General features: G+C 37.6%; 22 protein-coding genes and 2 pseudogenes. 4 read left to right on the top strand and 20 right to left on the bottom strand.

Features of this window, described 5'->3' with window-relative positions; genetic code table 11:
* Positions 1-42: 42 nt before the first annotated feature.
* The 13 genes from AB9L17_RS10360 to AB9L17_RS10300 form a co-directional block, all read right to left on the bottom strand.
* Positions 43-726 carry a hypothetical protein gene (locus tag AB9L17_RS10360; RefSeq protein ID WP_375200550.1) on the bottom strand — a complete coding sequence of 228 codons (684 nt, stop codon included), beginning with the start codon at positions 724-726 and terminating at the stop codon, positions 43-45.
* A complete protein-coding gene (locus tag AB9L17_RS10355) occupies positions 723-1,220 on the bottom strand; it encodes an ECF transporter S component (RefSeq protein WP_375200549.1) in 498 nt (165 codons plus the stop codon). Before AB9L17_RS10355 ends, AB9L17_RS10360 begins: the two co-directional genes overlap by 4 nt.
* Positions 1,221-1,332: 112 nt before the next feature.
* A complete protein-coding gene (locus tag AB9L17_RS10350; RefSeq protein WP_068985536.1) occupies positions 1,333-1,725 on the bottom strand; it encodes a bifunctional adenosylcobinamide kinase/adenosylcobinamide-phosphate guanylyltransferase in 393 nt (130 codons plus the stop codon).
* Positions 1,674-2,273 (bottom strand): histidine phosphatase family protein, encoded by a 600-nt coding sequence (locus AB9L17_RS10345; RefSeq protein ID WP_375200548.1) that lies wholly within the window; start codon positions 2,271-2,273, stop codon positions 1,674-1,676. The genes AB9L17_RS10350 and AB9L17_RS10345 overlap by 52 nt, the downstream gene beginning before the upstream one ends.
* Positions 2,246-3,022, bottom strand: coding sequence for an adenosylcobinamide-GDP ribazoletransferase (gene cobS, locus AB9L17_RS10340; RefSeq protein WP_375200547.1), 777 nt, complete (start codon positions 3,020-3,022; stop codon positions 2,246-2,248). Before cobS ends, AB9L17_RS10345 begins: the two co-directional genes overlap by 28 nt.
* A 40-nt stretch (positions 3,023-3,062) precedes the next feature.
* A complete protein-coding gene (locus AB9L17_RS10335) occupies positions 3,063-3,638 on the bottom strand; it encodes a bifunctional adenosylcobinamide kinase/adenosylcobinamide-phosphate guanylyltransferase (protein WP_223556882.1) in 576 nt (191 codons plus the stop codon).
* 12 nt (positions 3,639-3,650) lie between these two features.
* Positions 3,651-4,259 carry a histidine phosphatase family protein gene (locus AB9L17_RS10330; protein WP_068985539.1) on the bottom strand — a complete coding sequence of 203 codons (609 nt, stop codon included), beginning with the start codon at positions 4,257-4,259 and terminating at the stop codon, positions 3,651-3,653.
* 412 nt (positions 4,260-4,671) lie between these two features.
* A complete protein-coding gene (locus AB9L17_RS10325; RefSeq protein WP_375200546.1) occupies positions 4,672-5,748 on the bottom strand; it encodes a pyridoxal phosphate-dependent aminotransferase in 1,077 nt (358 codons plus the stop codon).
* Positions 5,735-6,691 carry an adenosylcobinamide-phosphate synthase CbiB gene (gene cbiB / locus AB9L17_RS10320; protein ID WP_068985541.1) on the bottom strand — a complete coding sequence of 319 codons (957 nt, stop codon included), beginning with the start codon at positions 6,689-6,691 and terminating at the stop codon, positions 5,735-5,737. Before cbiB ends, AB9L17_RS10325 begins: the two co-directional genes overlap by 14 nt.
* Positions 6,688-7,371 (bottom strand): adenosylcobinamide amidohydrolase, encoded by a 684-nt coding sequence (locus AB9L17_RS10315; protein ID WP_375200545.1) that lies wholly within the window; start codon positions 7,369-7,371, stop codon positions 6,688-6,690. The genes cbiB and AB9L17_RS10315 overlap by 4 nt, the downstream gene beginning before the upstream one ends.
* Positions 7,372-7,577: 206 nt before the next feature.
* Positions 7,578-7,760 (bottom strand): hypothetical protein, encoded by a 183-nt coding sequence (locus AB9L17_RS10310; protein WP_068985543.1) that lies wholly within the window; start codon positions 7,758-7,760, stop codon positions 7,578-7,580.
* Between the two features lie 225 nt (positions 7,761-7,985).
* Positions 7,986-9,344 carry an aspartate kinase gene (locus tag AB9L17_RS10305; protein ID WP_068985544.1) on the bottom strand — a complete coding sequence of 453 codons (1,359 nt, stop codon included), beginning with the start codon at positions 9,342-9,344 and terminating at the stop codon, positions 7,986-7,988.
* A 491-nt stretch (positions 9,345-9,835) separates the two neighbouring features.
* Positions 9,836-10,162, bottom strand: a complete 327-nt coding sequence (locus AB9L17_RS10300) for a hypothetical protein (RefSeq protein WP_375200544.1) — start codon at positions 10,160-10,162, stop codon at positions 9,836-9,838.
* A 26-nt stretch (positions 10,163-10,188) separates the two neighbouring features.
* Here AB9L17_RS10300 and AB9L17_RS10295 point away from each other — a divergent pair, with 26 nt between their 5' ends.
* Positions 10,189-10,329 (top strand): hypothetical protein, encoded by a 141-nt coding sequence (locus AB9L17_RS10295; RefSeq protein ID WP_375200543.1) that lies wholly within the window; start codon positions 10,189-10,191, stop codon positions 10,327-10,329.
* A gap of 204 nt (positions 10,330-10,533) precedes the next feature.
* Here AB9L17_RS10295 and AB9L17_RS10290 read toward each other — a convergent pair whose 3' ends face one another.
* Complete coding sequence (locus AB9L17_RS10290) at positions 10,534-11,361, bottom strand: DNA alkylation repair protein (RefSeq protein WP_375200542.1); 828 nt, start codon at positions 11,359-11,361, stop codon at positions 10,534-10,536.
* Between the two features lie 223 nt (positions 11,362-11,584).
* Here AB9L17_RS10290 and AB9L17_RS10285 point away from each other — a divergent pair, with 223 nt between their 5' ends.
* The 3 genes from AB9L17_RS10285 (at position 11,585) to AB9L17_RS10275 (ending at position 14,107) form a co-directional block, all read left to right on the top strand.
* Positions 11,585-11,938, top strand: coding sequence for a hypothetical protein (locus AB9L17_RS10285; RefSeq protein WP_068985547.1), 354 nt, complete (start codon positions 11,585-11,587; stop codon positions 11,936-11,938).
* Between the two features lie 429 nt (positions 11,939-12,367).
* The gene (locus tag AB9L17_RS10280) at positions 12,368-13,321 is read left to right on the top strand and encodes a TRM11 family SAM-dependent methyltransferase (protein ID WP_375200541.1); all 954 of its coding nucleotides are present in this window, start codon (positions 12,368-12,370) and stop codon (positions 13,319-13,321) included.
* A gap of 630 nt (positions 13,322-13,951) precedes the next feature.
* Entirely contained in the window at positions 13,952-14,107 is a 156-nt protein-coding gene (locus tag AB9L17_RS10275; RefSeq protein ID WP_175401775.1) for a hypothetical protein, read from the top strand.
* 196 nt (positions 14,108-14,303) lie between these two features.
* On the opposite strand, the gene AB9L17_RS10270 is transcribed toward AB9L17_RS10275, so the two are convergent.
* From AB9L17_RS10270 to AB9L17_RS10245, 6 genes and pseudogenes are all read right to left on the bottom strand, one after another.
* Entirely contained in the window at positions 14,304-14,918 is a 615-nt protein-coding gene (locus AB9L17_RS10270) for a cysteine peptidase family C39 domain-containing protein (RefSeq protein ID WP_068985550.1), read from the bottom strand.
* A 165-nt stretch (positions 14,919-15,083) separates the two neighbouring features.
* Complete coding sequence (locus AB9L17_RS10265) at positions 15,084-15,458, bottom strand: hypothetical protein (RefSeq protein ID WP_068985551.1); 375 nt, start codon at positions 15,456-15,458, stop codon at positions 15,084-15,086.
* Positions 15,459-15,839: 381 nt separating this feature from the next.
* Positions 15,840-16,049, bottom strand: coding sequence for a hypothetical protein (locus AB9L17_RS10260; RefSeq protein WP_068985552.1), 210 nt, complete (start codon positions 16,047-16,049; stop codon positions 15,840-15,842).
* A gap of 356 nt (positions 16,050-16,405) precedes the next feature.
* The gene (locus AB9L17_RS10255) at positions 16,406-16,720 is read right to left on the bottom strand and encodes a thioredoxin family protein (protein ID WP_068985553.1); all 315 of its coding nucleotides are present in this window, start codon (positions 16,718-16,720) and stop codon (positions 16,406-16,408) included.
* A 58-nt stretch (positions 16,721-16,778) separates the two neighbouring features.
* Positions 16,779-16,961 (bottom strand): annotated as a pseudogene (locus tag AB9L17_RS10250) (FAD-dependent oxidoreductase); the annotation flags it as partial.
* Between the two features lie 168 nt (positions 16,962-17,129).
* Positions 17,130-18,558 (bottom strand): annotated as a pseudogene (locus AB9L17_RS10245) (IS1182 family transposase); the annotation flags it as partial.
* Positions 18,559-18,667: the final 109 nt, after the last annotated feature.

Genomic DNA, 18,667 nt, shown 5'->3' with positions numbered 1-18,667 from the left:
TTGATTTTTATTACGCACTACTTTTTCTCGAAGCAAGCCCAATTACAAGGCAGTTTTACGTAGTTTCTCAAAATTTCTAAGAAAAATTTTTTGTGCCAGCTGCTCTTTTTCTGGATGTACACCAAGTAAAATGACTGCACACGGGCCAGCTGTTTTCTCAACATCTAACGAACATGTGACCTGTTGATTGCCAAAAAGTCGAGTAAATTCTGCTTGCAAACCTTTTGATCCAACTGGCCAAACTTGCTGCACGATTTCCTCTTTCCATGCCTGAAAAATAGGCTGTAGCTGTGCGACATCCTCAGGCTGTGCAAGGACTTCATTGCCTACAAGCGGCAGTCCATAAGTGTACCAAATCAGCTGATCATGCTTATAGGGTGTACGTTGCTGCTGTTCACCAAGCATCGTTATGGACAAACCAGATTGTACAGTCGGCATATTGGACTCAGTGCTACCGTCTATTTGCGGACAAATAAGACCAGCTTCATCAAAAACCTGCTGAATGCCTGCCACATAGCGAGACCATGCCACACCCCCTGAAAAATTAGCGAGTAGGACATGTGTAGGTAAAGCATTTGCGGCAAGCTGCTCTAAAAAAGTAACACGTGCTGTCAAGTATGCCGTGAGTTGATCTGAGGCAGACACAACATCTTGCGGTTTTTCACCAATTGCTGCGGCATTATCTGTCGTAGCAATCAGCTCCCCTACTTTTATGGCATTTCTCAATGTAATCGCCCTGCCTTACGCACAAATACTTTAGATAAAATTGGCATTGCAACTGCAACGATGACTAAATTAATTAGAGTTGCCAACGGTAGACTAGTAAGAGATGCCCAATAAAATGCCGGACTAATGATAAAGTAAAACGGTAATGGTGCCACAACGCCATTTAAAATAAGTGCCACAGGCCATTTCCAGAAATGCATTCCTTTATTATGCATAATCCCGAAGATCCATACTACGATAAACATCTCTACTGCGATAATAATATGGAGTGGTCCAAGTGGGAAGCCAGAAGTTAAGGCCGTAATAAAATGCCCAATTGCCCCTGCAACCCCAGCCAATACTGGAGATAAAAATACAACGCTCAAAAATGCAGGAGCCGCGTCCAGTGCAGCAGTTGTAATAAATGGTGTTGGAATTTTAATAACTGCCCCAACTGCACAAATTGCCGCTACCATGGCAACGAGTGTCAATTTCATTAATCTTTGTCGATCCATTCCATTCCCTCTTTTCTTTTAAACATTGTTCATTATAGCGTGAGGTTAATTTCCGTTTCGGCTGAGCGCTTGGAAGTGTACGATGAGCACCCCATTCAACTGACTAACTACGTCATTTGATTTGTTCCCCAATACCGTACCAAATACGTACGACATGTTCTGCTTCAGCAAATAATGCCTGGTACAAGCGCCCACATGTATCACGTAATAATCGTGCCTGTTTTTCCATCGGCACAACCCCTCGTCCCATATCGGTCACAATTATATAGAGTGCACAATTTTCTTCAAGAGTCTTTAGTCTTGTCAAAATGGTTCTGACAATGACCTCATCATCCTCCAGATCTTGTGTCACGAGCCACTTCTCTAGGTTTTTAATAACCAGTACATCACAGCTAGGAGTGTCATCAGGTACATAGCCATCTACTAGCTCAACTTTTTGATCTGCAAGTAAATTCATGACATAGTCGGTTTTTCCACTATAAGCTCCTCCGATAAAGACATGCATCTCGCCCCCTCCTCCCAAGCCTTTCTTGAAAACGATAAAGAAAACATTTTATCATGCGGTGTATGGTACGTCCAAAAGGGTTGCTCAGTCGGTGCAAATGCAACAAGAAGTGCTCGAATGACGCCACCATGCACAACAAGATGATAAACGTCTTCTCCTTTTGGTAACGTTGTAAATCCTTCAATGACTCGCGCACAAAATGCATCAAAACCTTCCCCTTTTGGAGGCGGTGACTGTACTGGATCATCTAACCATGCACAATAACGACGATCAGATTTTAATTCCTCATATGTTCGCCCTTCAAATTCTCCGAAGTTCGACTCTCGGAATCTTTTATCTGCCATGTAAGTTGCATTCGGAAAATAATGAGCGGCCGTTTCTCTACAGCGCAGTAAATCGCTACCATACACTTTCGTGACATCTTTATCTACAATAGCCAGTGAAGATACATCGGCTAATGAAGAATCTATCCAGCCAATATATCGTTTTTCTAAATTTTCCTTTGTTGGTGCATGTCTCATTAAGCGCACAATAACAACGTCACCCACAGTACAACCTCCATTCCTTCAATTGATGCACCGAGTAAATCCCCAGAAACACCACCAAAGTTGCGCACTGTAAATTGTCGAAAGACTAAAAAGGCAATCGCTAATACAGCCATCAACACTAACGGAACAAACGAAAAGCCTATTACGATCAATAAACTACTATACGCCACTACCAATGTTATAAGCATAAAGCAGATAAGTAATCCTGGCTTAATATGCGTTTTAAAAAAGTAGGCAAGCCCTTTTTCTTTTGAGCACTGTAGCGACATAAAATAAAAACTCATACCCACTCGTGTTAATAATGGAATAAAAATCAGCATCCAAAGAGCTAATTTATGCTGCACAAATAGTTCATGCAAAATAACAAGTTTACCAAGCACTAAAAATAAGACTGCAAGCACTCCAAATGCGCCAACACGTGGATCATCTAGAATTTCAAGCCGCTTCTCACGATCCCGATATGAAAAATAAGCATCCCCCATATCAATAAAACCATCTAAATGTAAACCACCCGTAAACAAAGCGAATAATCCAACAATCATAAAGGAAAGCAAGACTTCACTGCTCGTCGTCCATTCTGTTAAAGCATATATCACCGCTGCCACTATGGTACCCATCAGAGCCCCTATCCACGGCAAAAAGGCGAACATCCCCGTAATGGTTACTTTGGTTAAAGGAATTTCTTTATGTACCGGCAAAACTGTAAAAAATTGAAATGCAAGTTGTATGCTCTGCCAGAAATTTTTCATCGCCTTGCCTTCTTTCTTTTTATTTTCAAAGCGCGTTTTATTATTTCCATTTCTTTACGATTCCATAATTGATTTCATACGCCTCATCCGCTATAGAAACGAACCATTGATGTAACTTCCCGAGCATTTGTCGGTATAATTCAACTTCCTCGTTTGTATATGGAGGCTCATCAAACAATTCGTTCGAGACGACAAAAAACGTCACCCTTTTCTCAAGTAACGTCTCTACCGCCCTTTTTACAACACGGAGCTTCTCCTCTAAACAGCCTGGTTGTGCCACACACGGAGTCCCTGTTTCAAATCCTTCGTAAAAAGCATTTGTCAGCCATGTCGTGACACAGTCCCATAACACGACATCTCCATCAATCAGGTTACTCAATGTATCAGCGATTTCATAAGGTGCTTCTATCGTTAGCCATTTAACAGTTTGCGCCTGTCTGTCAGCCTGATGTCGCACTATTCGCTTCTCCATCTCACGGTCCAGCGCTACTCCTGAAGCAATATAAATAAGTCGTTGTCCATGCATGGACTTTGTTTGAAAGTGAGTAACAGCCGCATCTTCAGCAAAGTGGGATTTGCCACTGCGTACTCCCCCTGTAATGAAAATCAGTGGCAATGATTACGCCTCCTATTGTAGATGTTGAATGTTACCGATATCTTTTACGAGCAATTGATGCTCTAATCGTTCAATAATCGTTACGCTTGTACCATGAATGAATGGTTCTGACCAAAGCTGATCAATGCTTCTGCCTAAAATGGCGTTAACGACACATTTAATTGTTACAGCATGGGAAACAATTAATACATTTTCATCAGGAAATTTATCTGCAATTTCTTTCAACATATACATCGCTCGCTCTGTTACTGCGCCAAAGCTTTCGGTATGAGTTGCGATAAATTGTGCAGGATAATCGGTATATAATTCATAGTCTAAGCGTTGTGTCTTTATGATGTCCTCGACCGTTTTACCTTGCCAATCCCCTAAAAAAATCTCACGTAAATCATCCGCATAGTAAATGGGAAGCTGTCGATCACTGACAAGAATCTGCAATGTTTCCTTGGCACGACCACTCGAACTGCTAAATGCTGCAGCGAATGCAATTTCCCCCAAATGTTTTTGCAGTTTTTTCGCATTTGAAATACCATTTTCAGACAACGGAGAATCTAACCATCCTTGTAGCCGATGTTCTTTATTCCACATTGTTTCACCGTGTCTCACTAAATAAAAAGTTGTCACTTTTCTCACCCCTAATTAATAATCAATTCTACCTCGGCATAATTGCATCCGAATCGGCTTTGTGCATAGGCCTGCAGATATTTTTTTGTGCGAAAGCGCAGTGCTAACGTAGCGTCAGCAACAGATGTTTTTTGTGCGAAAGCGCAGTGCTAACGTAGCGTCAGCAACAGATGTTTTTTGTGCGAAAGCGCAGTGCTAACGTAGCGTCAGCAACAGATGTTTTTTGTGCGAAAGCGCAGTGCTAACGTAGCGTCAGCAACAGATGTTTTTTGTGCGAAAGCGCAGTGCTAACGTAGCGTCAGCAACCTATGTTTTTTGTACCGAAAGCGAGCGACAGGTATAGATGTTTGGACACCCGCTGAAAAATTAGCTTAAACCCACATTCATCTCACCACATACAGAGGTAGAAGACTCATAAGTTAAACCATGCTTGCAAACAGTTTTTTAAATAAGTCATGGCCGCAATATCTTTAATCCCGATACGGAACCATTCACCATTTAAGCCCATAAAGTTTTTTGTATGGCGTAGTACGACGCCCTTTGATAAACAATAAGTAAAAAATGTATCTGCTTGCTGTTTTTCAGGCAACGTAAAACATACATAATTGGTTACACTATTTGTCACCTGGCAACCATTTTCTTGTAAATAGCTTTGTAGCAATTCCCGCTGTGTTGTTGCATAGGCAATCGCTTTTTGACAATAATTTTCTTCATCTAAACAACCTACCCCTATCACGAGTGCAAAGGCATTCAAATTCCAATGCGGTAGACTAGACTTTAACTCAGCAACAACAATAGGACTCGCAACTAAATAGCCAAGGCGCAATCCTGGAATCGCGTACATTTTTGTCATCGAACGAACGACGATCATATGCGGATTATCTACCACATATTGAATCAATGAATAGGCTTCATCGATCCAGTCAATAAAGGCCTCATCAATAACAAGCTCGCAATTCACTTGTGCACCATGAGTAATTAATTGTAGGAGCTCCTCTTTATTTGGAAGTACCCCCGTCGGATTATTCGGTGTGCAAATATATAAAACATCTGCATTCGCCATCTCTCGTTTTAGACGCTCCATCGGAAATGTGTAGTGAACAATATCCTCTACAAGTATTGGCACAATTTCAGCACCTGCCGCCCGTAATGTTCGTTCATATTCTGAAAAAGTGGGATGTACGATAATCACCCGTTTATTGGCATAGCGTTTAGCCAGAACACTAAAAAGCTCTGAGGCACCGTTGCCTAGTAAAACGCAATCTTTCTGTACATGATGAAAAGCTGTCACCTTTGTTAAAAATGGCTCACCGTCTGGATCTGGATAACGTTGAATGAGCGGATAAAATGTTCGCCAACGTGCCTCAACGAATTGAGGTGGTCCTGCAGAATTGACATTTTCACTAAAATCATACACCTCTTTGGGCATGATCAGTCCAAGTTGATGATAGACATTTTGCGGATTTGCTCCGTGATTAGGTAATTGCAAAAATTAACACCTCCACTGCTAATATAACAAGAGTAAAGAGCAAAGTAGCCATACGCATATGAATAATAGACGTTGCAATATGCTCTTTAGTTAATGGAACTAATTTTTCTCCCATAATTGCTCGATAAGAAACGACACCCTGATATGTATTTTTTCCTCCAAGCTGTACTCCAAGCTGAACAGCTGTAGCTGCCTCCAAATACCCACTATTCGGACTTGGGTGCTTTTTTGCATCCTGTAGCCAACGTTTTAATCGCTGACCAAGAGATACTGTTGTTTCATTTTTAGTCCCTAGTACCATGAGTAAGCCTGTTAATCGGCTAGGAATAAAATTCAATACATCGTCTAGCTTTGCAGAAAACATACCAAAATCTTTATATTTCTCATTTTTATAGCCAACCATAGAATCTAACGTATTGACTGCCTTATAGCCCCATAACCCTATTGCGCCAAATAAAAAGGCATAAAATAACGGAGCGGTTACACCATCACTCGTGTTTTCTGAGACCGTTTCCACAACACCACGAACAATCTCATCCTCGTCAAGCTTCTCCGTATCCCGTCCGACAATCCAAGATAGCTTCACACGAGCTTCAGCAAAATCCCCTTTAGCAAGCGGTTCATACACAGCCATCGCAGCTTCCTTTAAGCTACGCTGCGCTAATCCTATACCAATCAGTAATCCCTCTACTAGTATGCCAAATAATAGGCTAATCTTATAGCTTAGTAGCACAATGACCATCACAACAAACATCGTTGTGCCGACTACAGTGAGCGCCATGATCATCCCACGAAACTTTCTCATTCTTCCTTTATTCCATAATTCCGTTTGAGATTGAATGAGCTTTCCAATCCAGCGCACTGGATGAGGCATTTTAGGAGGATCACCGACTACTAAATCAAAAGCAAGCCCAATGATACAAGCAATCATCAATGCCATCATAAAGGATTCTCCTCTTTATCTTTTTTATATTTTTGAATAGCCTCACGCATCGTTTCGTAAACACCATGACCAATGACTTTCCCAAGCATTGTAATCGGACCAGCATATTGATGGTAGACACCTTCCTCCGTCGAAGCAATTAACAAGCTATCTGTTGAAGTACCTGTAGCTTGCGTGCCCGTTGTTGGATCTGTAATACCTTCATCAATGAGAGCCTTGACCTTTGCCTCAGTCGTAGAGATCATTGCCTGAAATAAAGCCTCATCCGACAATTTCCCATTGATAAGTACCCACGTATTGATAGTGCCAGCATGATACTGCTCCTGACGATGAAAGGCACGCGTTATATCTACGGCATTCCCGAGCCCTGCTGTAATCATAATGACAAGATGAATGCCTTCATATGTAAACTCACGAATTGTTGCGTACCTGGCATAGACAGCCGTCATCATCGCAACCGTATTGTCAATTGGAAAGCCTTCGGACTGTAAAAATCGTTGCAATTCTAACTGCGGTTTTCGTTCATCGTACGTATATGGCACTGAACGATTGATTAGATGTGTATAATAGCCAAATCCCGGATTATGTACTGCCGAGGATACGACCTTCATTGGTGAATCTGTGCGGAAAGCAACATAATGTTCAGAAATGTGAATATCTTCCTTGCGTAGTACTGGCATTATCTCGCCTCCCATTCAGAAAATAAAAAAACAAATTCTTACAAAGAAGAATTTGTACTGTTCAATCTTAAATTTATGATTGTTCCCAAATTTGAACTTTTTGAATTTTGTACAGCATTACAACTTCCTAATACTCAAATTATTTATTTTTTTGAAATTGTATCACAAATTCGCGTTTTATAACAATTCAATTTCGAGATATTCCGTTATTGCTTTTGTTTTAAGTGTTTAAAACGAACAATGGATCCTGCAATGATAAATACCCAGCCAATACCGATGTAGACAATCTTCATTGTTTTTGTCGAGGACGGTAAAATATCCATGATCGTTAAACAAACAAATAGTATGCCAATCATTGATAGAAACATACCAATCGATAATTTTTTCAAAAGAAAAACCTCCAATCTATGTACGCCCTCGATTTTACCGTATTCCCGCCAAAAAGAAAACACTAATCCCGTTCAAGGATTAGTGTTTATCCCGCATGAACGGGCAGTAATTTGTCTGTAGCGAAAGTAAAGTAGTTCGGTCAGCGATTAACTGCCCGTAAAAACCCGATTGGTGAAGACTAATAATCAAGAAAAACCCCCACTGATTATCGTTTCACTTTTTACTTATACTCTCACATGTGCAAAAAATTCTTCATAAAGTGCTTGTAAAATTTGGTTTTCAAATTCCTGTAGCACACCGAATACTAGACTTACTTCAGATGAACCTTGATTAATCATCTCAATATTTGCACCTGTTTTTGAAATGGCCGTTGCAGCACGTGCCGCTAAACCTGTATTATTACGCATGCCTTCACCTACGATAACAATCATAGAGAAACCATGACGCATTTGCACATCATCTGCATGTAATTCATGTTTCACACGAGAAAGAATACGCGCTTCATTTTCTGGTGTTATTTGATTTGAACGCATAATGACAGAAATATCGTCTAAACCAGACGGTGTATGTTCATAAGAAATATTTTCGTCTTCTAAAATTTGTAGAAGCTTACGTCCAAAGCCTACTTCACGATTCATCAAGTACTTTGACACATATAAAGTTGAAAAACCACTGTCTGCCGAGATACCTGTAACTGGACGACCTGTTGCAGGACGACTTGGTACGATACGAGTACCTGGGGCTGATGGATTATTTGTATTTTTTATGTTAACTGGCACCCCAATCTTATAGACAGGCATTAATGCTTCATCATGGAACACTGAAAAGCCTGCATAGGATAATTCGCGCATTTCGCGATACGTAATTTCTTTAATTTCCACTGGATCATTCACGACTTTCGGATTCGCGGAGAACACACAATCCACATCCGTAAAGTTTTCATAAAGCTCTGCCTCAACAGCTGCTGCTAAAATAGAGCCTGTAATATCAGAGCCACCGCGGTCAAATGTTCGCAATATGCCCGCTTTAGTGTAACCGAAGAAACCTGGGAACACAATAATTTCTTTTGTATTTTTTAGAGGTGCTAAATTTGCATAAGCCTCTGGTAAAGCAAACGTGCGTTCAGGTAAATCATTGACCACTAAACCATCTTTCGGACTTACGTAACGAGCCGGCATACCGATAGAATTGAAATACGCTGCGATTAACTTCGCGTTATTATCTTCCCCTGCTGCTTTAATGCTATCGATAAATAATTCTTCATTTGATTTATCACCTTGCACACGTTCACGTAAATCTTCAGCTATCACGCCACAAATTGTATGATCTAACTGCAAACCATCTGCAATCGCCTTAAAACGATTCACAACGGTTTGCACTTTCTCTTCAACATCTTCTTTTTTTAATGCTGCCATTGCTAAATTAATTAATAAATCAGTTACCTTTATATCGTCACCGGAGCGTTTCCCTGGTGCAGAAACGGCTACGATTTTACGTGCCGGATTAGATTTTACAATGTTTGCTACTTTTTGAATTTGTTCTGCACTTGCTACAGATGTTCCACCAAATTTACATACGATCATATCTATCAAATCCTAACTTTTTAAATTAATTGTATTCCCCCACAAAACAATTGAATGTACACAGTGTACAAATTATCGCTCTCTACGTCAATACAATTTAAAAAATTCACGCAATTTACCGATAGAATATGGACAATTTCCGCACTGTTTGATTTATTATACGGATTTCATATGAAATAGTTAAGGTTTTTACAAAAATTTTTTGTAGAATTCACATAATCGTACAAATCTTTGTCTGAACTAGCTTAAATCATCTAAATTACAGGATTTAAGTAATCAATTTTAGCGATAAAACATGCCAATTTGAACCAACTTAACCCCGTCATTTAACAATTTTTTTGCAGCCAATTTTTCCTTCTATATTGTTTCCAATTTGAATGAAATGAAATTAACTTTCTTCTATATTAATTAATGAAAACGCTTCCTTGTTATCATATGCAGAAAAAATTGTGATGTTTGTGCTATTCGCGATTGCTGAAAGTCCTCACTCTTCAAGTTGATTCACCTGTTTTGCTTGTTATTTTTCTCTTTTCGCGGATGTTCTCCCCCTGCGTAGAAGGGCACTTATGTTGACAATCCTTTTGGAGGATAAAGAGCTTATCACCAAGACGTGTGGTTGATTTTGTTCCGACTGGGCGCTTTTTTTTGTTGCTGTCGCTTCGCTTTCGCACAGATAAAACATTTGTTGCTGTCGCTTCGCTTTCGCACAGATAAACCTTTTGTTGCTGTCGCTTCGCTTTCGCACAGATAAACCTTTTGTTGCTGTCGCTTCGCTTTCGCGCAGAAAAAACATTGTTGCTGTCGCTTCGCTTTCGCACAGAGCAAAGCTTCCTGGTGGCGTCCGATGAGCCGCTTGGGCCAACAGATGTTTTTTGCGCGAAAGCGTAGTGCTAACGTAGCGGCAGCAGAGGGTTTTGTTTGTGCGAAAGCGCAGCGACAGCAACAGCACCGATGTTGGTCACGAAGGCGTTATCACAGGACCTGATGCTTTTAGCCTTCGTTCCTCTATCGCTAATCCCCAAGGAGTCGCCCAGCCTTCACTCCAATCAACTTATATACTAGGCGTACGTCTTAACAAATGTCATCCACAACTTGATCAGCCAGATAAAGCTAAAAAAACCACCCTTAAAATGTCCATTACATTATGGTCCATTATAGGATGGTTTTGATTATATATTTTGTACAAACGTTATTTCCCTTTTTCTATTGTTCTTTGAGCTTTTTTAATAATTCTCTCAGTTGCCTTAGTTGGAGAATCCTTTTGCCATTCATCACAAAGGTTTATTACCCACTCTGGTTGAGTTTTGCTAGCATCATTTAACCAGTTGCCGACAGAATCTTGAACATACTTTGACGAATCTGATTGTAGCAAATTTAGGATAGGAAGTACGATTTGTGGTTCTTGCTTTAATCTTTCAATATGCTTTGTCCATACCCCGCGAGGACGGATTGATTCTAAACTGAACCTACGAATGTTTTCATCTTCGCTTTTCGCCCACTCCGTTAACAAGTCTACACTTTCCTCTACATTTTCTGAAAGGTCTTCCCTAATTGACATCCAAGCAATTTCTCGTACACCAAAATGATGATCTGCTGCGAAAGATCGGATATACAACAATTTCTCTTCTAAAGTATGATCGTTGTTTTTATTCATAAATGCTGCCCAACATCGGACACTATCAGATACATGTTGGGAGCATAGTTTGATTACATCCTCTTTTTTAGTCGCACTTTCATTAACCACGACTGTGTCTAATAAACCACCTATTAAACGTATAGCCTTCATTCCCGTTTCAACTTTTTGCTTCTCTATCTCAGTTGAAATAATTTCCAACTCTTCTTCTAGCCCCATTGTTGGTAGAACATTTTTGACTAAAGAAATATGGTTAACAGCTTGCCATTCCGTTAAATTAACACTCTCGATTCGGCCTTGATTCAACAACGCTAAAACGTCATTAGGGATATCGCTAGCCTTCCTAGCTCCCTTTCTATTTAAAACATCTTCTTTTACAACCATTTCACACCCCCTGAAATTAATGGAAAAATCCTAGAAATTATTAGAATGTCTCTTTCTATATTATTTTCTCTTACAAATTATTTCCACTGTTTTCCTCTATTAAAAATGAAGCACTGGACAAAAACACCATCACCTTTCAGAAAAATCCCTTTAGATTGAAACTAAATGCTCATAGCAAAAATTTCTATTTTTTTTAGAATAAGTATTGAAAGGAGATGATACTTTGTCAAACTTCTTTAGCAAATATTCAAAATATGTAATACTACTCATTTTTATATTTGAAATAATTTATTTTGGCATTCCGGATTATGTAAAACCTGTGTTTGTTTATGAGTATCTTGTATTTTTCGGAATAGCTTATTTCTTTGCTATTCTTCAAGATTTTTTTAATCCAAGTGAAAGAACAGATATATTACTTCGAGTAGCCATCATCATTAGTTCGATCGTCATGTTTATTACATCAATCTACTATAAAGCCACGTTCTCGGTTGCTTTTTCTGTAATAATGTTCGTTGCGATTAGTTTCTCATTACATTTAGCAATCAAGCATAACAAAAAAAACAAGCAACAGGATTAATACCTTTTGCTTGTTTAACTTGGTGATTGTTATAGTGAAAAATTTAAGGTTGCGATCGTTACGGGCAGTTAATACGGGATAAGGTCCTCCACCCAATTACAGGATAAAACCGAGATAGTCTACAACTTTCTAATTCTTCCGATAGTACATGATCCACATTCTCCCTTGCAACCAATTAACAGGATAACGTGATGGCAGAATGCATAACTGCTGAAGATATTATTGTTAGTTTTCCACGAAAACCAACAATTGGAAAGCGTTCTTTAGGCATTGACCTCCTCACTATTTGAATACTATCTCAATTCGATACTGTTATCGAGTGGCTTGATAGAGTCACCTATGATACGATTACCAAATAAACAACTTCATTTGGTTTTTATTAACTTTAGTGAAATCAAGTGAATAACAATATAAAAGGATGATAGTCAATTGAGTAATGAACAAAATAAAAGTAAATTTATATACACATATGTACATCATGTTGACGAATACGATTTGTGTAGAATGGAGATGCGTTCATTTTTTAGTTTTGATTCCCAATCAAACTATATAATAAGCAATGTTAAAATAGATCCAAGCCGCAGCCCTTTTATACAAGAGAGACTTGAAGTGCTATATGAAGACAATAGCGTAGAGAACATCATGACAATGGTGAAGGATACAAACATAAATGAAACAACTTTTAAAGTGGTTTGTTTAAATAGTATGGATATAGGTGAAACGAAGAAAATCCCTCAATCAGAGCGTAGATTGTTAGAACGTGAGATAGGATTATGTATAGATGGAGAACCAGATCTAAATCATCCTGAAACTATATTTGGTCTTATTTTAATAGATGGAATTTGGTATTTTGGAAAGCATTCGAAGAGTGAATCCATTTGGCGTAAACATTTACACAAGCCAAACAGTTATTCAACGGCACTTAGCACTAGAGTTGCTCGCGCTGTAGCGAATATCGCCGTTCCCCAGCCTCAAAATATTCGTGCAATCGACCCTTGTTGTGGTATAGGGACAGTGGTAATTGAAGCCCTTTCTATGGGAATTAATATGGAAGGGCGAGATATATATTACAATGTTTGTAAAGGTTCCCGCGAAAACATCGCTTATTTTGGGTTAACAGGTAACATTACAGTAGGTCCAATCTCAGAAGTAACGGAGCACTACGATGTCGCCATAATTGATTTACCATATAACTTGTTTACGCATTCATCACCAGAAGATCAATTTGATATTATAAAACATGCTCGTCGGATTGCCGATACGGTAGTTGTCGTTACAATTGAAACAATTGATGACATGATAGAAGATGCAGGTTTTATTATAAAAGATCGATGCGTTGCTAAAAAACAATCGTTTTTACGCCAGATTCTATTATGTAAATAAAAGCACGTACTTTCTATCATTATAGAAGGAAGTAAACCTACTCACAGCTTGCAATGCGGAGGCGGTTTACTTTTTTTGTCCATATGTATAGAAGGATACAAATTTATCAAATAATAAACAACTTGACCCCCTCACTAAGAACTATATATGGATTACTCGGAGACAGCATTTCCTTTAGCAATAATTTCTTTGAATATTTGATGAATCACAATTTTTTTCTGTTATTTATAGTAACTATAATGGCAATAACAAATACGATAAGACTATTTATTAGCAAATCGTAGGCAATATTCAGCCCATAGAATACTGCAAAGGCATCACGAATAATAAATAGTGCTAGTATAACGCCGATTCCACCCAATACACCTGCTAGTATAAATATTGCGAAAGAAGCAAAATATAAACTTTTCTTTTTTTTGAAGAATACAAACCCAAAAATATTTGCAATAACATTAAAAAAGACCATAAATAGTTATAATGAAAAAAATTCACTGTCTCTTTTCAAAATTAAATGTGAGGTTATTATTAACAATCAATCTTTATTATAAAACTACATCTAAAATTTAATTGTAAAATTATGCGGATAAAAAATCATCTTTCACTCACACTAATGGTGGAGGTGAGATGATAATGGGTAATAATAAACATAAAAATAATAAAACTCAAGACAACAAAAAACAGCAGAATCAAAATCAAAATGCTAACAGAGAGCGTAAAAATAAAAACAGAGAAGAGTTCGCTGAGGAAGTAGACTTCAGTAATATTCAAAATGAAAATAAACGTTAGTTGTAAAATCAAAAATTAATTTTTGAACTACCCCCCAATATTCACTTTAGAAAAAGGTGTGTATGGGGGCTTTTCTTATTCTGTAAAAACATCCACCCATGATCCATCTCCTTCAATTTCTTAATGCACAAAAAAACCGGAAATAATTCCGGGCTAATCACCATTTACTTCCAGATGAAATTCTTCGTCGTTAACATTAGCTCTGTGTGGCGTCTACGGTTATGTAAGTATTGCTATACAGAAGCATATTAATATTTTTTACATTCCACAATTTCTTAAATTCATTAATAGGAACTTTTCGATTATAGCTATTGTTATCATTATTACAATTCACCAGTTGCCTTAATGATTCTGAAAGGTAGAAATACTCCTTGTCATATCCTACGACAGGGACAAAGTGCAAATTATTACGATCCTTATGTACTCTAATAAAGACAATAACAGGAGTTCCTTTACTAACTTCGTACTTTAATGTATTGATATTTCCTTTATAATAGTTTGTTTTAAATCCCTTTTTTCTTAACACCGTACGAATTCCCTTTGGATATACATTACCTGACCTCACTTTACTAGGAAAATTAGTATATAACTCTTCACCATCTGCCTCCATTCCAAAATGACGCAACACATATGCTGTTGAAAATGCTGCACATTCCCTTTTGTTTTGACTATCTATCCTATTATTTCGTTTAATGAGATAGTTAGCCGGATAATCTCTTTTTCGTAAAACAGGTATGGGTAATGTCATTAAATATGCATTAATGATCGTTGATATAATAATCCATAAAATAGCTGTTCTAATTATAAACATACTACTTCCCCCCATTGTTTTGCGTCCATATGCAACAATATTTTAAGTCCTTCTTTCACTAAACTGCGCCGTTAGCACAAGAAGCGATTGCTTTAATTGAACAATCGCCCCCGTTAATGAAAAAGCATTCCTGCTTATAACAGAAATGCAACCTTATTTTAACAATTATTTTTCTTTCATAAAAAAGAAACCTGTTCCATTTTCCTGTGTTACAAATCCTTCTTTAACGGACATTTTTTCCACCATTTTTTGTTCCTCTGCTGTGATTACAGTAGTAATATCCTTTCTTTCAGTTGGGTCCCCTTTTACAAAAAAGAAGCCTGTTCCATTTCCTTGTGGTACAAACCCCTTTTTAGTCGGCAGATTTTCTACCATATTTTGTTCTTCTTTTGTTATAACCGTAGTAATGTCTGTTTGTTTTGAAGCAACTACTGTTTGTTCTGCTGCTGATACCTTTATGCTTTGCAAGTCTTTTGCAAAACCAAATGTTAATGCTAAAACTCCTGTTAAACCAAAGGCTAAGACTAACTTCCTTTTCATATAAAAACCTCCATTTATTTTTAATTCGCAACAATAACATATTTCACCACAAATGAATCTATATTACTTTATAACTTTTTCTTGGACTAATCTGCGCTTTTCGTCTAAGAAAAAAATGGCTCTACCCCATTTTGAAGTAAAGCACCAATCGTTGAACATCACTCTTTAATTTCAGTTACAGTAACCCCATCAGTTTTTATATCAAATGTTAAAAAGTGCGTTCATCTATATTTCATTAACACCTTTATCTTCTCTTAGTATAAAATTACATCCGGAAATATTTCAATAATATTAATGTCCATAAAAAATCACCTCATCTCTATAAAGAATAGGTATGAGGTGATTTTAATCAAGACGCCAACTTCTCTTTTGGCACTTCGTTTAGCGAGACTCTTTTGGTGGTTGGCAGACGTCACATTTACGTTGATTTTTATTTTTAAATTTTGTAAATGTTTTTTCAAAGTTGCTACCACATGCACATTTTAATAGTAACTTTTGAGAAAAACCGTGATATTCCGTCGTTAGCAACTTACTTTCCGAATTATTCTCAACAAATTCTTTAATTTTTTCAATCGTCCATTTTTTATTCAATCTCTTACACCTCTATATTTTATCTCTATGCGGAGGCTTTCTTGGCATCCGTTCAGTTATAAGGAAAAGTCTTCATTACCTTAAGTTCCTCATTATAACATGAGCTGGTATATAATTAAACAGATTGAAAATATCGTATTTGACTAACATCCTTTTACAAACATTAATATATCAACGGATTCAACCACTTTATGATGAAGTAAACATATTCCCCTCATTTTATTAATGACGGTATTTCTAATGTAACAAGTGCCTTCTTCCAGAAATTCGGAAAGTCTTACGTACACTCTAAAAAGAACTATTCTGCTGGTCCTTCACCAATAAATTATGCAATCAAATTTCCTGCTGTTTGACGATCAAACGCCAATCATCTGCTTTAAGTTTTCAAAAGGGACATATCCAATAATTGGTTCGCGTAATTTATTATGAATAATCAATCGAGTATGAGGAATGCCCATTACCTTATATTCCGCTGCAATCTCTGGGCTTTTTTCAATATTCACCCTTACAATTTTCACCTTACCATTGCATTCTTCATTGAGTTGATTTAGAACCCTCGCGAACATTTTACACGGTCCACACCACTCAGCCCAAAAACTTATTAACACCATCTTTTTAGTTTTTAATTGTTCTTTTAATTCCTTCTTTGTTGTTACATGAACAATTGACATAATCCCTTCCTCCCTTTGTGGAAATAAGAAATATAAATCTTGAAGATATAATATGCTTTTAGTTATGATTAGACCCTACTATCGCCGTTTTATATCCTTCAGCAACAGCTACTATTGATGAAGACCGGCCTAATTTAGCAGTTCCCCCCGCTGCATAAACATTTTCTTGTGACGTACGCCCTGCCTCATCCACCACAATGCTACCATCTTCATTTAAATGACAACAAAGCTGCACTGAAAATTGATTTGGACGCACAAAGTTTTTACAATTCAAATCCTGAACTAAATAATTGAGTGTCGTATCGGAATCCATGTTAGATTTTAAAAAACATCTATAATATATAAAGCTAAAACCCCAACAATGACATTTTGATATGCATTGTTGGGGCTTTCTTGTAAGGACAATGAAATAGATCTTTATTACATTAGGTTCAGATAATGCTCCCCTAAGATGAAGCATGGGAACGCTATATTTTCCATTAACCCACTTCTCATTCACCATTAACTTACGATTATTTCCTTCTTTTGCTTTTGTACATAATGAACGGAGGAGGCATCCGGAACAGTCTTCACATTCGTATATCTTAAACTCACGCGTAAAATCATACTTATCCGTTTTCGTGGTACGATATTTAAATACAAGCTGTTGTTGATTTGGGTAAGTGTATTGATCATTTTCTTCATCATAATCCCAGGTTGCTGTATTGAATTCGTTTTGCTTATACTTTTTCTTTTGTTCTTTTAAATATACATGTTGTAAGTGATTAAGGCTTCTCGCTTACGATTCGAAAGGATATCATCATAATTTTGTTCACTGCCATATCCGGCATCTGCGACAATGTGGTTTGGTAACTTAAAATAATGTTGTTCGATTTCATCTAAAAATGGGATTAATGTACGTGTATCCGTTGGGTTCGGAAAAATGCTGTAGGCAAGCGCATACTGACCTTCTGTTGCCACTTGTATGTTATAACCAGCCTTCAATTGACCATTTTTCATATAATCATCTTTCATACGCATAAATGTCGCATCCGGGTCTGTTCTCGAATAACTATTTCGTTCGTCAAAAATTTCGAAGTCTCTTTGATATTTTAGTTTGCGTCCAATATAGTCGATTAATTGTTTGCGAGCTTGCTTAGGGAATTTCCGTTCTATTCTTAAAGCCTTTCGCTCTGCTACATCCGACGAGTCCTCAATTTTCCGATCATATTCAGAAATCACTTCATCTACTTTTTCGACCATTTGAGCGAGGTCTTCCAAGGCTAATTCCTTTTCATTTTCCCGTTCAATTTCTGGCATGATTTCTTTTTCAAGCAGCTCATCGTATAGCTGGTTCGACTTTTCAATTAGTCCGTTATAATATTTCTCAATCGATTTTTTCCACACGAATGTAAATTTGTTCGCATTCGCTTCAATCTTTGTTCCATCAATAAAAATAGCTTCCTGATCAATTAATTTTTCCTGTACCAGCTGGCAGCGGAATTGAACGAAGCATTGACGAATTAGCTCTTTCACCTCTGGTTGGACACGGAATCGGTTGATTGTGCGGTAGGTTGGTTCATATCCTTGAGCTAACCACATCATCCGAAGACTATCTTTTAAAAGCGATTCAATTTTTCGCCCTGAGAAGACAGATTGCGTGTAGGCACATAAGATAATTTTAAGCATCATGCGTGGATGGTAGGCAGGACAACCCTCATTTCAAAGGAATGCTTCAAACGCTTCGGGCTGGATACTTTCGACTAAATGGTGAACATGGAAGGCAATATCATTCTTTTGTAACTTCCTTCTAAATCTAAAGGCAAAACTAATTGATTCATGTTATAATCTTTAAACATAAGGATCCTTCTTTCTGTATAATTTTGTTGTGGTGACTTAATTTTAGCAGAAGTGGTCCTTATTTTTTATGAAAAAAATTTAAAGCCGGTGAAATTTTAGTGATCGTAA

Source organism: Lysinibacillus sp. RS11, assembly GCF_042019215.1.
In the GTDB taxonomy this organism is placed as follows: Bacteria; Bacillota; Bacilli; order Bacillales_A; family Planococcaceae; genus Lysinibacillus; species Lysinibacillus xylanilyticus_A.
This window is presented reverse-complemented; position numbering and strand designations above follow the sequence as displayed.

Coding starts and splice junctions, on each gene's coding strand:
- AB9L17_RS10305 (WP_068985544.1), bottom strand. CDS start 9,344: ATGATCGTATGTAAATTTGGTGGAACATCTGTAGCAAGTGCAGAACAA.
- cobS (WP_375200547.1), bottom strand. CDS start 3,022: ATGAAAAATTTCTGGCAGAGCATACAACTTGCATTTCAATTTTTTACA.
- AB9L17_RS10355 (WP_375200549.1), bottom strand. CDS start 1,220: ATGGATCGACAAAGATTAATGAAATTGACACTCGTTGCCATGGTAGCG.
- cbiB (WP_068985541.1), bottom strand. CDS start 6,691: ATGATGGCATTGATGATTGCTTGTATCATTGGGCTTGCTTTTGATTTA.
- AB9L17_RS10295 (WP_375200543.1), top strand. CDS start 10,189: ATGAGCCGCTTGGGCCAACAGATGTTTTTTGCGCGAAAGCGTAGTGCT.
- AB9L17_RS10270 (WP_068985550.1), bottom strand. CDS start 14,918: ATGTTTATAATTAGAACAGCTATTTTATGGATTATTATATCAACGATC.
- AB9L17_RS10275 (WP_175401775.1), top strand. CDS start 13,952: ATGGGTAATAATAAACATAAAAATAATAAAACTCAAGACAACAAAAAA.
- AB9L17_RS10350 (WP_068985536.1), bottom strand. CDS start 1,725: ATGCATGTCTTTATCGGAGGAGCTTATAGTGGAAAAACCGACTATGTC.
- AB9L17_RS10255 (WP_068985553.1), bottom strand. CDS start 16,720: ATGTCAATTGTTCATGTAACAACAAAGAAGGAATTAAAAGAACAATTA.
- AB9L17_RS10315 (WP_375200545.1), bottom strand. CDS start 7,371: ATGCCAGTACTACGCAAGGAAGATATTCACATTTCTGAACATTATGTT.
- AB9L17_RS10290 (WP_375200542.1), bottom strand. CDS start 11,361: ATGGTTGTAAAAGAAGATGTTTTAAATAGAAAGGGAGCTAGGAAGGCT.
- AB9L17_RS10265 (WP_068985551.1), bottom strand. CDS start 15,458: ATGAAAAGGAAGTTAGTCTTAGCCTTTGGTTTAACAGGAGTTTTAGCA.